The sequence below is a fragment of the Luteibacter sp. CQ10 genome (assembly GCF_040900725.1).
In the GTDB taxonomy this organism is placed as follows: Bacteria; Pseudomonadota; Gammaproteobacteria; order Xanthomonadales; family Rhodanobacteraceae; genus Luteibacter.
This window is the reverse complement of record NZ_JAEUYM010000001.1, coordinates 660519-673900: the sequence shown is the minus strand read 5'-3', so window position 1 is coordinate 673900 and position 13382 is coordinate 660519. Positions and strand designations below refer to the sequence as shown.

At 68.1% G+C, this 13382-nt stretch carries 12 protein-coding genes; 2 read left to right on the top strand and 10 right to left on the bottom strand.

Annotated features, from left to right (window positions below; all coding sequences use genetic code 11):
* Positions 1 to 69: 69 nt before the first annotated feature.
* Positions 70 to 1473 carry a glutamate--tRNA ligase gene (gene gltX, locus JNG39_RS03135; protein ID WP_368309616.1) on the bottom strand — a complete coding sequence of 468 codons (1404 nt, stop codon included), beginning with the start codon at positions 1471 to 1473 and terminating at the stop codon, positions 70 to 72.
* A 238-nt stretch (positions 1474 to 1711) separates the two neighbouring features.
* Between gltX and JNG39_RS03130 the strand changes: the two genes are divergently transcribed.
* Positions 1712 to 2872, top strand: a complete 1161-nt coding sequence (locus tag JNG39_RS03130) for a glycosyltransferase family 4 protein (protein WP_368309615.1) — start codon at positions 1712 to 1714, stop codon at positions 2870 to 2872.
* A complete protein-coding gene (locus JNG39_RS03125; protein WP_368309613.1) occupies positions 2844 to 3380 on the top strand; it encodes a phosphatase PAP2 family protein in 537 nt (178 codons plus the stop codon). Before JNG39_RS03130 ends, JNG39_RS03125 begins: the two co-directional genes overlap by 29 nt.
* Here the strand turns inward: JNG39_RS03125 and JNG39_RS03120 are convergent.
* The 9 genes from JNG39_RS03120 to JNG39_RS03080 all read right to left on the bottom strand — a co-directional run bounded on the left by JNG39_RS03120 (position 3296) and on the right by JNG39_RS03080 (position 13150).
* Positions 3296 to 6247, bottom strand: a complete 2952-nt coding sequence (locus JNG39_RS03120) for a type 2 lanthipeptide synthetase LanM family protein (protein WP_368309612.1) — start codon at positions 6245 to 6247, stop codon at positions 3296 to 3298. The two genes, JNG39_RS03125 and JNG39_RS03120, sit on opposite strands and share 85 nt — an antisense overlap.
* 10 nt (positions 6248 to 6257) lie before the next feature.
* A complete protein-coding gene (locus JNG39_RS03115; RefSeq protein WP_368309610.1) occupies positions 6258 to 6560 on the bottom strand; it encodes a DUF6229 family protein in 303 nt (100 codons plus the stop codon).
* A gap of 180 nt (positions 6561 to 6740) precedes the next feature.
* Positions 6741 to 6953, bottom strand: a complete 213-nt coding sequence (locus JNG39_RS03110) for a DUF6229 family protein (protein ID WP_368309609.1) — start codon at positions 6951 to 6953, stop codon at positions 6741 to 6743.
* A 319-nt stretch (positions 6954 to 7272) separates the two neighbouring features.
* Complete coding sequence (gene accD, locus JNG39_RS03105) at positions 7273 to 8145, bottom strand: acetyl-CoA carboxylase, carboxyltransferase subunit beta (RefSeq protein ID WP_368309608.1); 873 nt, start codon at positions 8143 to 8145, stop codon at positions 7273 to 7275.
* 29 nt (positions 8146 to 8174) lie between these two features.
* On the bottom strand, positions 8175 to 8975 hold the full coding sequence (gene trpA / locus JNG39_RS03100; RefSeq protein ID WP_368309607.1) for a tryptophan synthase subunit alpha: 801 nt from the start codon (positions 8973 to 8975) through the stop codon (positions 8175 to 8177).
* The gene (gene trpB / locus JNG39_RS03095) at positions 8975 to 10186 is read right to left on the bottom strand and encodes a tryptophan synthase subunit beta (protein WP_144910754.1); all 1212 of its coding nucleotides are present in this window, start codon (positions 10184 to 10186) and stop codon (positions 8975 to 8977) included. The genes trpA and trpB overlap by 1 nt, the downstream gene beginning before the upstream one ends.
* Positions 10187 to 10215: 29 nt before the next feature.
* On the bottom strand, positions 10216 to 10839 hold the full coding sequence (locus JNG39_RS03090) for a phosphoribosylanthranilate isomerase (RefSeq protein ID WP_368309606.1): 624 nt from the start codon (positions 10837 to 10839) through the stop codon (positions 10216 to 10218).
* Positions 10836 to 11603: a tRNA pseudouridine(38-40) synthase TruA gene (truA, locus tag JNG39_RS03085; RefSeq protein ID WP_368309605.1), complete on the bottom strand. Its 768-nt coding sequence runs from the start codon at positions 11601 to 11603 to the stop codon at positions 10836 to 10838. Before truA ends, JNG39_RS03090 begins: the two co-directional genes overlap by 4 nt.
* Before the next feature lie 149 nt (positions 11604 to 11752).
* Positions 11753 to 13150 carry a class II fumarate hydratase gene (locus JNG39_RS03080; protein WP_368309604.1) on the bottom strand — a complete coding sequence of 466 codons (1398 nt, stop codon included), beginning with the start codon at positions 13148 to 13150 and terminating at the stop codon, positions 11753 to 11755.
* Between the last annotated feature and the right edge of the window lie 232 nt (positions 13151 to 13382).

The window sequence follows — 13382 nt, the reverse complement described above, 5'->3', positions numbered from 1 at the left end:
ACCCCTTCGGTAGGAAGGTCGCTACCGAAGGGGGTGGGAGCCGATCGTATCGGCGAACCGCGTCGGCGATCACGCCGCGGCGCGGGCGAGCGCCTCGTCGATGCGCGCCAGCGCACCGTCGCGGCCGCACAGGTAGATCGTGTGCTCGATCGACGGCGACACCTGCGTGCCGGTCATCGCCACGCGCAAGGGCGCGGCGACCTTGCCCATACCCAGCTCCAGCGCGGTGGCGACGCGTTCCACGGCACCGTGCACCGCCTCGGGCGTCCACTCGGGCAACGCCGTCAGTTCGGCCTTCGCCTTCTCCAGCGCCGCCGGGGCGCTGTCGGTGCGCAGGTGCTTCTCGACGGCCTTGTCGTCCCATTCGACGATCGGCCCGTACCAGATCCTCGCGCGCTCGGCCATGTCCTTGAAGTTCTGCACACGGTCGCGCAACGCCACCACCACGTCGGCGGGGTTCGGGCCCTTCGTCGCGTCGATGCCGATCTTCCCGAGGTGCCAGGCCAGTTCGGGCCCGAGCGATGCCGGATCGTCGGTCTTGAGGTAATGCTGGTTGAGCCACGACAGCTTGGTCACGTCGAAGCGCGAGGCCGCCTTGTTGACGTCGGCGATGTCGAAGAGGTCGATCATCTCCTTCTCGGAGAAGATTTCCTGGTCGCCATGCGACCAGCCAAGGCGCACGAGGTAGTTGAGCAGCGCATGCGGCAGGAAGCCGTCGTCGCGGTACTGCATGACGCTCACGGCGCCGTGGCGCTTGGAAAGCTTCTGGCCGTCGGGGCCGAGGATCATCGGCAGGTGCGCGAACGCCGGCACGGTCGCGCCCAGGGCCTTGTATATATTGATCTGGCGCGGCGTGTTGTTCACATGGTCGTCGCCACGGATCACCTCGGTGATGCCCATGTCGATGTCGTCGACCACCACGGCGAAGTTGTAGGTGGGGAAACCGTCGGAACGGAAGATCACCAGGTCGTCGAGTTCGTCGTTCGACCACTCGACACGGCCCTTCACCTTGTCGTCGAACACCACCGAGCCCGCGGTGGGATTCTTGAAGCGGATGACGCGGTTGGGATCGTCACGATACGGCTCGTTGCGATCGCGGTAGTAGCCGTTGTAGCGCGGCTTGGTGCCGGCGGCCATCGCCGCATTGCGCATGGCCTCGATCTCTTCCTTGCTCTCGTAGGCGTAGTAGGCCTTGCCCTCGCGCAGGAGCTGATCGGCCACCTCGCGGTAGCGGTCCATGCGCAGGGTCTGGTAGTACGGGCCCTCGTCCGCGTTGAGGCCCAGCCACGACATGCCGTCGAGGATGGCCTGCACGGCCTCCTGGGTGGAGCGTTCGCGGTCGGTGTCCTCGATGCGCAGCACGAATTCGCCGCCGAGACGGCGCGCTTCCAGCCAGCAATAGAGCGCCGTGCGGGCGCCGCCGATATGGAGGTAACCGGTGGGACTGGGGGCGAAACGGGTGCGAACGGTCATCGGAAGGTCATCGATCTCGGGCAAGAGGTGGATTTTAGCCTACGAAGCAGGCTCGGTAGGAGCCGATTCATCGGCGAATGGCCAACGAAGCGGTCGCCTGGCAACGCACGATCGCCGATGAATCGGCTCCTACCGAGCAAAAACGTGCATCGCTGTCACATCCCGGTCATACCCCCATAACCACCCCGACACGCCCGCACGCGAGCATGCCTCAAGCCAGGCCACGAGGGGCTCCGCCATGCGAATCGGCATCGTCACCGAGACCTACGCTCCGGACGTCAACGGAGTGTCCCTCACCGTCCAGGCATTGGCCCGCGGACTCGTCCGCAAGGGCCATGGCATCGACCTCATCCGGCCGATCCATCCCGACAGCCCGCCCCTGGCGGATGCCGGCATGGACGTCCTCGCGGTTGAAGGCGCCGCGGTGCCGCGTTACGCGAGCCTCCGCTTCGGCCTGCCTTCCCGCTTCCGCATCGAGCGCCGCTGGCGCGCCGACCGCCCGGACGCGATCTATGTGGCCACGGAAGGCCCTCTGGGCTGGAGCGCGGTAAGTGCCGCACGCCGCCTCGGCATCCCCGTCGCGACCGGATTCCATACCCGCTTCGACTTCTATGTCGGCCACTACGGCTTCGGCGCGCTCACCCCCTTGGTGCGGCGCTATCTCGCCCGCTTCCATCGCCGCGCCCAGGTCACCCTGGTGCCCACCGGCCAGCTCGCCGGCGAACTCAACGACCTGGGCGTGCACGATGTACGCGTGCTGCGCCGCGCGGTGGACACGCGGCGCTTCCACCCGGAGCGGCGCGACGACGACCTTCGTCGCGCCTGGGGCGCCGATGCCGACACGCCCGTGGTACTGAGCGTGGGCCGCGTCGCGCCGGAAAAGAACCTGCACGTGGTGATCGACGCCTACCGTGCCCTGGCCCGCCGCGTGCCGGGGGCGCGCTGCGTCATCGTCGGCGACGGCCCGGGCCGCGTCGCACTGGAAGCCGCGCATCCGGACGTGATCTTCGCCGGCACGCGACGGGGCGACGAACTGGCCGCGTTCTACGCCAGCGCGGATCTCTTCGTCTTTCCCAGCCTCACCGAAACCTTCGGCAACGTGGTACTCGAGGCCATGGCGTCCGGCGTGCCCGTGGTGGCCTATGCGGAAGCTGCCGCCCGGGAATTCATCCGCAACGGGCAGAACGGCATCCGTATCGCCCCCGGCAACGAGGGGGGCCTGGTCGAGCGTGCTGCCGCGCTGGGCGCCGACCTCGTCGCGCGTCGCGCCCTGGGGCTCGCCGCACGGGCCTCGGTCGAGGGGCTCTCGCCCGACTCCGTCGTCACCGAATTCGAATCCATCATGCAATCCCTGGCCGAGGACAACGTCCATGAGCGCACGACCGCCGTCGCGGCATAATCTCGATTCCCGCATGTGCGTGGCCGCCAACCGCTGGGGCACGCGGCGCGCCATCGGTCTTTTCTTCGGTGCGGTCAGCCGCCTCGGCGACGGTGTGTTCTGGTACTCGCTGATGACCGTGATCGCCGTGGTCGGCGGCTGGCACGGCGTGGCCGTGGCGGTGCAGATGGCGATCACCGGCCTCACCGCGCTGATGCTCTACCGCGTGCTCAAGCGCTGGACCCGTCGTCCGCGACCGTTCCGCACCTGCCCGGGCGTGATCGCGCACGTGCCGCCGCTGGACGAATTCAGTTTCCCGTCTGGCCACACGCTGCAAGCCGTCGCGTTCACCGTGGTGGCGGTGGCGCACTACCCGGTGCTGGCCCCGTTCCTGATCGGCTTCGCCGCGCTCATCGGCGCCTCGCGCGTGGTCCTCGGCCTGCACTACCCGAGCGACGTGCTCGCCGCCACCGCCATCGGCGGCGGACTGGGCACGCTGTCGCTGTGGGCGGAGCGCGTGCTGCTCTGACCCTTCCAGGCGTCGGTGGGGAGCATCACCGAGGGTAGCGGGCAGCGCGGGTCCATGCGCAGCAATTGATAGGCCACGCCGGCCAGGCCGGTCATCAGGCCGGGCGACAACACCTCGCCGATCGCCCCGCACCGCGGGCCGTGCATTTCCAGGCTGCCGACGATGTAGGCGACGAGGGATTCGTGAGTCAGCCCGTCGGGAGCGAGGCCTTCGGTCACGGCGTGGTCGAGCAACTCCCATGCGCCGGTATCGCCGTGGCAGATGCCGTGGTTGAGTCCCATACCCCGGCGCCAGGTATCCGCGGCGGCCGCGCGCAGGCGCTCGCGGCGCGCATCGCGCGCCCAGCCCAGGTCGAACCCGGCCAGGCCGATACCCACGGCGCCATGGCACCAGGCAGCCGCGGAGACTTCGCCACCGTGCAGGCTACGCATATCGCGCCACTGTCCGGCACCCACATCGAACAACGCATCCTCGAACGCCATGGCCGCCTCGGCCACCGTCGCGTAACGCGACTCCCCGGTAGCGGCGGCAAGCTTCGACAACGCCCAGCCGATGCCCGTCGCTCCGTGCGCGAAGCCGCCGAGTCCGTCGGGCCACCGCTCGTTCACCCAGCAGGCCTTGCCGTCGACGAGGCGCGCGCGTTCGCACAGACGGTCGCCGATGGCGCGGGCCCGCTCGAGGTGAGCGATGTCCGCGGTAGCGCCATGCAGGCGCAACAGCGGGACGATGCCGCCCGCCGACCCGGTCAACACGTCGTCGACGTCATCGGCCTCCATGCTTTCTTCCATCAGCATCGACAGCCGCCGCGCACGTTCCACGCCCTCGCCCGACGCCGCACCGGCTTCTTCCAGCGAAAGCCATGTCCCTATCTGCGAACCGAGGCCGATGTAACCGCCCGGGGGTGTCGGACGCGGACGGGCGACCCGTGCGCGACGGACGTAGGTTTCGTCGTCGGCCATGCGCATCGAACCGACCACGGCGTCGCGCAATAACGTCATGCCGTCCACGGCATCGGCACGGCCGTGGCGTTGCTCGTTCACGTAGCCCGCTACCAGCAGGGCGAGGCCCGCCATGCCGCCATACATGTCCTGCGCCAACGGCTGCACGCTACGGCCCATCGGACCGAGTACCGAGGCGATCCAGGACACGCTGCCGTCGGCGCCACGGATCGCGCGTGACATCAACGAGCGCATGATCGCGGCCGCCTGGGTGCGACGACGGGCATCGATATCCTTCACCCTCGGCGCGGCGACGCGCAACGACGTTTCGGCTGCGCCCAGGCCTTCGTTGGCATAGGCGCTGGCCAGCGCGCCGTGGATCACCAGCCGCTCGAGGGCGAAGTCGGCGGACCGCCAACTCGCAAGAGCCGCCTCGACCCGATCGCCGGGCCCCAGCCAATGCGTTCCGCGCGGACCCGCCAGGCGTCCTTCCGACGCGCGAGTGCAAAAGTAGGGAATGTCACCGTCGACGAGGTCGGCGATCTCGGCGGCGATCACGTCTTCGTCGTCGGGCGACAGGGCACGTGCCCTGCCCGCCTTGAGCAGCAGTTCCGCCGCCTGCGCCCAGGCGTTTCTCGGATCGTGCAGCGATACCGGATGCCAGAGCATGCGCGCGAGTTCCGCATAGGTTTCCGTCGCGCGAACCACCACGCGCACCTCGCAGCGACCGAACGGCCGAAGCCGCGTGGCCAGTTCGCCGCCGGCGTCGAGCGCGCGCAGGTGCGCGGTGAGCGCTTCGAATCCACCGAGCACGTCGGGCCAGTAGGTCGCCAGTTCGGGCCGTCCGCTGGGATGGTTGCGACCCGGCGCGATGTCGATCCACGTCGTGCCCAGGCGCGCCTTGTCGGTACCCGCGTCGACGATCGCGGGCACCGCCACCTTCGGCTGCTCGCCGGGCAGCGCACCGATGCCTGACAGGTCGACGCCGCGCAAGGCCAGCGCACCACCGCGTCCCGGCAGCAGTCCCATGTTCAATACGCTGCCGTCGATCATCGCCGCGACGCGATCATGGGCTTCGCCCAGGCCCGATGCGGGCGCATCGACTCGGGGCGTGAACAATGTCTCGCAGTCGATCACCACCGGATGCGCACCCTGGGCGATCAGGTTTTCCGCGTGCAGGTCCGTGCCACCGAGCAGGCGCATCGTGGCCAACCATTCGCCCATGCCACGGTAGAAGGTGTGCAAGGCGTCGGCATCGTCGGCGTGCCGATGCGCGATGAATGCCGTCCAGCCGTATCCTTCGCGCTCGATCGCGCGTGGCACGCGCATCGAGGTATCGATGCCCAGGCCATCGATGAACCGGCGCAGTTCCACGTCGATGCCGACGGGCCTGGGCTTGTACACCACGCGACCTTGCGCGAAGTGCAAGAGCATCACCGTCTTTCCGCCCTGATGGCTGTCGCCCGCACCGACCTCCAGTTCGGTCAGTTCGCCGATCGTCGGCATACCGCACAGTTCGGCCAGCGCGCTCCTGTCGCGCGCCAGGCGGCGCGCCAGTTCGTAACCCGCGTGGAAGCGCCCTTCGACGAGCGCCTGCACGCGCTCCCACAGCCCCGGATAGTGTTCGTCGAGGCCGGTCCAGAACGACCGCTTCGAAGCGAGTGCGACGAATTCGTGCCAGCGCCCCGCGCTGTCGGTCGCCGATAGCCTGCCGTCGTCGACGGCGGCGTGGAGTTCCAGCAGCAGGAGGCGGCAGGTGCGCCCGTGCAAGGTGGCGATCGCGGCACCGCGCACGCTGTCTTGGATCACCTGGCGCTCGCCCTGCGCGAGCCCACCGATGCGCTGGAGCTGGGTTGCCAGACGAGCCGACGCATCGGCGACGAGGCAACCCAGCGATTCGCTGAAGTCAGCGTCCCTGCTCGACGTCATCGCGAGACGATCAGGCGCAGGCGATGCGGATGGTGTGCTCGATCGAACCCGTACACATCGCGCAACCGGTCACCAGCATTTCCGTCCCACCGACGATGTCGGCCTCGGCAAAGCCGTTCGCGAACAGTTCGCCGGCCGGATTATCGGAACCGGCCTGGCTGCGCCATTGGACGGCACGGCTGACGGATTTGGCGGCATGGATCATTTCGTTGCTCATCGGGACACTCCTGTTCACAGTTTCGATTGGGAAGAACTGGACTTCGTCGGTGGTGCTGACAGAGCGAATGGCGACGCATGCGATGAACCAAGCCACCTTCCTGCCGGCCCCGCGAGATTCTTTCCACGCGGGCGCGACGTCCACAAGAGCCGCGCGGGAGCGACCCGATGCTCGCACCGGAAACTTTTCCTGTACGGCCCGTCAGTTACCTATCCAAAGAGACACGGAAAAAGTTGTGCGCCGATTCGGCAGCGCGTCCCTGCGCCGCCGGAAGGGTCAGGCACCGCACTGCACGTGACGGGTGTTCGCGTCGACCGAGCCGGTGCAGAGCACGCAGTTGGTCACGATGATGTCGGTGCCCCCGACGATGTCGGCTTCGGCGAAGTCCGCCGCGAATAGCGCGCCCGCCGGGTTGCCGTCGCCGGCCTGGCTGCGCCACAGGGCGGCGCGGCTCGCCGGGTTCGATGCCTGGATCGTTTCGATGTTCATCGTGACACTCTCCTTGCGCGGTTGACCGACGGGATGCCGGCCGGGGGATTCTTCGCGATACGGGGAGTTCGGGTTGTGCGCATTCGGCAGGGTTGGCGGGATGCCCCACCGTTGCACGTAGGCGAAGCTGTCGCTCGCTCGGACGCAAGGCGCTGGGCTGCTGCGTGCGCAGGAACGACGTGAGGTTTTTTGTAGACAGTTCCAATCTTGCCGCTCGTCGTTCCTGCGCACGCAGGAACCTAGCGCCTTGCATCCGGTTATCGCGAAACGTTGACCGGCTTAAAAGAAAACCCGGCTTTTCGCCGGGTTTTCGTTCGCATCAAGCCGCCGCGCGCGGCGCCTTCTGCATGATGCCCAACATCGCTCCCAGCTTGTCGCGCATTTCGCGACGATCGACGATGACGTCGACCGCGCCGTGGTCGACGAGGAACTCCGGACGCTGGAAACCCTCCGGCAGCGTCTCGCGCACGGTCTGCTCGATGACGCGCGGGCCGGCGAAGCCGATCAGCGCCTTGGGCTCGGCCACGTTGATGTCGCCCAGCATGCCGAGGCTGGCGGATACGCCACCGGTGGTGGGATGGGTGAGCACCGAGATGTACGGCACGCCCGCATCACGCATGCGCGCGAGGGCGGCGGAGGTCTTCGCCATCTGCATCAGCGAGAACAGGCCTTCCTGCATGCGCGCGCCGCCGGTGGCGGCAAAGCAGACCAGCGCGCTCTTCTCGGCCAGGGCCTTTTCCGCGGCGCGCGTGAACTTCTCGCCCACCACCGAGCCCATCGAACCACCCATGAAGGCGAACTCGAAGGCTACCGACACGAGCGGACGATCGAGCAGCGTGCCCGACATGGCGATCAGCGCGTCTTTCTCACCGGTGGACTTCTGCGCGGCGGCGACGCGGTCCTTGTATTTCTTCTGGTCCTTGAACTTGAGCGCGTCGACGGCTTCCATCTTCGGCCACAGCTCGGTCGTGCTGCCCTCGTCGAAGAATGCCGCCAGACGCAGGCGCGCACTGATCGCATGGTGGTGACCGCACTTGGGGCAGACCATCAGCGACTTCTCGAGCTCCGGCTTGTAAAGCACCGTGCCGCAACCGGCGCACTTCTCCCACACGCCCTCGGGCACCTTGCCCTTGCCGCCGGCCGCGCTGGGCGCACGGGTCTTCGGCGTCATGATCTTTTGCAGCCAGTTCATCGTGTCTCTCCGAGTATCGTTTCGACCGCTCAGCGCTCGTCGAGCGCGGCGCGGATGGGCGCGAGGAAATCCCGCGCCCGGCCGGCGGCATCGTCGGCCGAGGTCGCGCCTTCGAGACGCTGGACCAGGGCGCTGCCGATGACCACGGCATCGGCGAACTCGCCGATGGCCTTGGCCGACGCCGCATCGCGTACGCCGAAACCGACGGCGACCGGCGCCTTCGAGCGAGCCCGGATGCCGGCCACGCGCTCGGCGATGTCGCCGGTGCTGAGCTGGGCGGCACCGGTGATGCCGTTGAACGACACATAGTACAGGAAGCCGGAAGCGGCCTCGCAAAGCGCCCCCAGGCGGCGCTCGGCGGTGGTCGGCGAGGCCAGCAGGATCTGGTGGAGGCCGGCCTCGCGCAGCGGTGCCAGCACGTGGGATTCCTCCAGCGGGCAATCGACCACGAGGATGCCGTCGACGCCGGCTTCGATGGCTTCTTCGGCGAACTCCGCGTAACCATGCATCTCGATGGGGTTGAGGTAGCCCATCAGCACGATCGGCGTGTCGGCATCGGTCTCACGGAAGGCCGCGACCCAGGCGAGCACGTTGGTCAGGCTCACGCCCTTCTCGATGGCGCGTTCGGAGGAACGCTGGATCACCGGGCCGTCGGCCATCGGGTCGGAGAACGGCACGCCCAGTTCGATGATGTCGGCGCCGGCGGCGACCAGCGCGTGCATGAGCGGCACCACGTGGTCGGGCGAGGGATCGCCCGCGGTCACGAAGGGAATGAGGCCGGTGCGGCCGGCGGACTTCAGCGCCGCGAAGCGGCGGTCGATGCGGCTCATCAGAGTTCGATTCCTTCGCGCGCGGCAATGGTGTGCACGTCCTTGTCGCCACGCCCGGAAAGGTTGGCGAGAACGATGCCGTCCTGGGGCAGTTCGCGCGCCAGCTTGATCGCCTGGGCGATCGCGTGGCTGGATTCGAGCGCGGGGAGAATGCCCTCGGTACGGGCCAGGAGATGGAACGCCTCCAGGGCCTCGTCGTCGGTAACACCGACGTATTCGGCGCGACCGGCATCCTTCAGGAAGGCATGCTCGGGACCGACGCCGGGGTAATCCAGTCCGGCCGATACCGAATGGGTTTCCATGATCTGGCCGTTGGCGTCGGACAGCACGTACGTGCGGTTACCGTGCAGCACGCCCGGCTTGCCCGCGGCGAGCGAGGCGGCGTGCCGGCCGGTGTCGATGCCGTCGCCGGCGGCTTCGGCACCCACGATGCGCACGTCGCGATCGTTGAGGAAGGCGTGGAACAGCCCGATGGCGTTGGAACCACCGCCGACGCAGGCCGTGATGACGTCGGGAAGACGGCCGTACTCCTCGAGCATCTGCGCACGGGCCTCGCGGCCGGCGATGGCGTTGAAGTCGCGCACCATCTGCGGATACGGATGCGGGCCGGCCACGGTGCCGATGATGTAGAAGGTGTCGGCGACGTTGGTGACCCAGTCGCGCATCGCTTCGTTGAGCGCATCCTTCAGCGTCTTCGAACCGGAGGTGACGGGCACCACCTCGGCGCCGAGCATGCGCATGCGGTAGACGTTGATCTTCTGCCGCTCGATGTCGACGGCACCCATGTAGACCACGCACTTCAGGCCCAGCCGCGCGGCGACGGTGGCGCTGGCCACGCCGTGCTGACCCGCGCCGGTCTCGGCGATGATGCGCGTCTTGCCCATGTGCCGGGCGACCAACGCCTGACCCACGGTGTTGTTGATCTTGTGCGCGCCGGTGTGGTTGAGGTCTTCGCGCTTGAGCACGATGCGCGCGCCGCCCACGTGCTTCGACAGGCGTTCGGCGTGGTAGATCGGGCTGGGGCGGCCCACGTAATGCTTGAGGTCGCGATCCAGTTCGGCGATGAAGGCCGGATCGACGCGCAGCTTCTCGTAGGCGGCGGTGAGTTCGGCGAGCGGCTCCATGAGCGTCTCGGCCACGTAGATGCCGCCGAAGTCGCCGAAGCGCCCGTGGGCGTCGGGATAGGCGTGAAAGTCCGCGATCTCGGTCATTGCCTTGGTCTACCTTCTCGATGGCCGTGTCAGGCGCTGGGGACGGCGCGCACGGCGGATATGAAGCGTTCCATCTTATCCCCATCCTTGACGCCCGGCGACGATTCGATGCCGCTGGAGACGTCCACGCCCCAGGGACGGGCGACGCGAATGGCCTCGCCGACGTTGTCGGCGGTGAGTCCACCGGCGAGGACGAGGGGTTGCGCGATGTCCCGGGGCATCGTCGACCAGTCGAAACGCTTGCCGCTACCGCCCAATTCGCCAAGGCCGTGGCCGTCGAGCAGGAGGCCGGCGGCACGGGGATACGCGCGCAGGCGCGTCAGCGCCGCCTCGCCCTCGCCCATCGCGATGGCCTTGAGATAGCGCACGCCGAAGGCGGCGCAGGCCTCGTCGGTCTCCGCACCGTGGAACTGGAGCATGTCCGGGCGCAGCACGCGAACGACGTCGGCGACATACTCGGGCGTATCGTCCATCACCAGCGCCACGGTGGTGACGAAGGGCGGCACGGTGTCGCGCAGCGCGGCCGCGGCGGCGGGATCGACGAAGCGTTTGCTCCGGCGCGTCATCACGAAACCGACGGCGTCGGCGCCGAGGCGCGCGGCGAGTTGCACGTCGTCGATGCGGGTGAGCCCGCAGCATTTGATCCGGGTCATAGCGTCACGTCCTGTGGCAGGCCCCAATGGGCTTCGTAGAGGGGGCCGAGGAAGGTCAGGCCTTCCGCCGGCGCGGTGGCACCGGCCACGTCGCGGTCGCGGCCGGCGAGCAGTTCGGCCATCCATTCGACCGGCTGTTCGCCACGGCCGATGGGGATGAGCGAACCGACGATGTTGCGCACCATGTGGTGCAGGAACGCGTTGGCCTCGATCTCGACCACGACGTGGATGTCGTCCCGGAACACGCGAATGGAGCGCACGTTGCGCCGCGCGTGCGCGGCCTGGCACGACACGGCGCGGAAGGCGGAGAAGTCGTTCTCGCCGATCAGCGCCTGCGCGGCCTCGTGCATGCGCGCGGCATCCAGCGGCTTGCGCTCCCAGGCGACGAAACGCGCGTCGAGCGCGGGTCGCACGTAGCGCGGCAGCAAGCGGTATCGATAGCGACGCGCGCGTGCCGAGAAGCGCGCATGGAAATCGTCGGCCACCGGCTGCGCCCAGGTGACGGCCATGCTGCGCGGCAGGTTGGAGCACGCCCCGAGCACCCAGCCGCGCATGTCGCGCACCACCTCGGTGTCGAAATGCACCACCTGGCAGCGGCCGTGCACGCCGGCATCGGTACGGCCGGCGGCGGTCACTTCGACGGGTTGGGCGGCGACCACCGCCAGGGCGTCCTCGAGCGCGCCCTGCACCGTCTTTCCGTGACTGAGCCGTTGCCAGCCGAGGAAGTCGGTGCCGTCGTATTCGACGCCTAGGGCGATGCGCATGGGGTTTCAGCGGGTCGGGAAACGGCCAAGGGTACCACCGCCCTGCTTGGTAGGAGCCGATTCATCGGCGATGGGGCCTCCGGCGCCTGCGCTCCGTCGGCTTTCGCCGATGAATCGGCGCCTACCGGGCGGTCTCCGTAACCAGGGTCTCAGCCGCCCGATCCACCGCCACCGTGGATACCTCCCTTGGTCAACGCGGCGGGGTCCAGCAGCTTCGCCAGCTCGGCCTTGGACAGCCCGGTGGTTTCCAGTGCCACGTCGAGGATGGGACGTTTTTCCTTGTACGCCTGCTTGGCCGTGGCCGCGCCCTTCTCGTAGCCGATCACCGGATTGAGCGCCGTGACCAGGATGGGGTTCTTGTCGAGCGCTTCGCGCACGCGCTCCTCGTTCACCTTGAAGCCCGCGATGGCCTTGTCGGCCAGGAGCACCGTCACGTTGGCGAGGATCTCGATGGACTGCAGCAGGTTGTAGGCGATCACCGGCAGCATGACGTTGAGCTGGAAATTGCCCGACTGGCCGGCCACCGCGATGGTCGCGTCGTTGCCGATGACCTGCGCGGCCACCATCGCGGCGGCCTCGGGGATCACCGGGTTCACCTTGCCCGGCATGATCGACGAGCCCGGCTGCAAGGCCGGCAGTTCGATCTCGCCCAGGCCCGCCAGCGGACCGGAATTCATCCAGCGCAGGTCGTTGGCGATCTTCATGACCGCCACCGCCAGCGCGCGCAACTGGCCGGACAGCTCCACGGGCGCATCCTGCGCGGCCATGCCGGAGAAGTAATTATCGGACGACTCGAACTTCACGCCCGTGAGCTTGCCCAGCTCGACGGCCACGGCCGGGCCGAACTTCGGATCGGCGTTGATGCCCGTACCCACGGCGCTGCCGCCTTGCGGCAGCCGGCGGGTGCGTTTGAGGGTATCGCCGATGCGTTCCTCGGCGTCGCGGATCTGCGCCGACCAGCCCGACAGCTCCTGCCCGAAGGTGATCGGCATGGCGTCCATCAGGTGGGTGCGCCCGGTCTTGACGACCTTCTTCAGTTCTTTCGCACGAACGTCGATGGTCTTGCGCAAGTGCTTCAGTGCGGGGAAGAGTTTCTCGCTCGTGGCCAGCGTGGCGCTGACCAGGATGGCGGTGGGAATCACGTCGTTGGAACTCTGCCCCGCGTTGACGTGATCGTTCGGGTGTACCTGGGTGCCCGCCGCCGCGGCGAGGTGGGCGATCACCTCGTTGGCGTTCATGTTGGAACTGGTGCCCGAACCGGTCTGGAACACGTCGATGGGGAAATGCTCGTCGACCTCGCCCGCGATGACCTTCTCGGCCGCCGCGCGGATCGCCTTGGCGGCGCCCTTGTCCAGGTGCCCGAGCTTGACGTTGGCCTCGGCGGCGGCCAGCTTGACCAGGCCCAGGGCGCGGATGAACTCGCGCGGCATGGTGAGCCCCGACACCGGGAAGTTCTCCACCGCCCGCTGGGTCTGGGCGCCGTAGAGGGCTTTGGCGGGCACCTTCAACTCGCCCATGCTGTCACGTTCGGTTCGGAACTTGCTCATGCGGGAACTCCGGGAGGGGACGTCCGTAAGGTAGTGCCTGGGTGTGCCGTTTTACAGGTGGACCGGGACAAGACGGCTTTCGCCGATGCGATCGGCTCCCACCCCTCCGGTAGCCGTTTTTCTAAGGAAAGGGGTCCGATCGCGTCGGCGCCTTTCCTACCGGAGGGGTGGGAGCCGATCGCATCGGCGAATGACGCCGTCCCGGGCCAAAACGCCCCACGGCCCCATGACT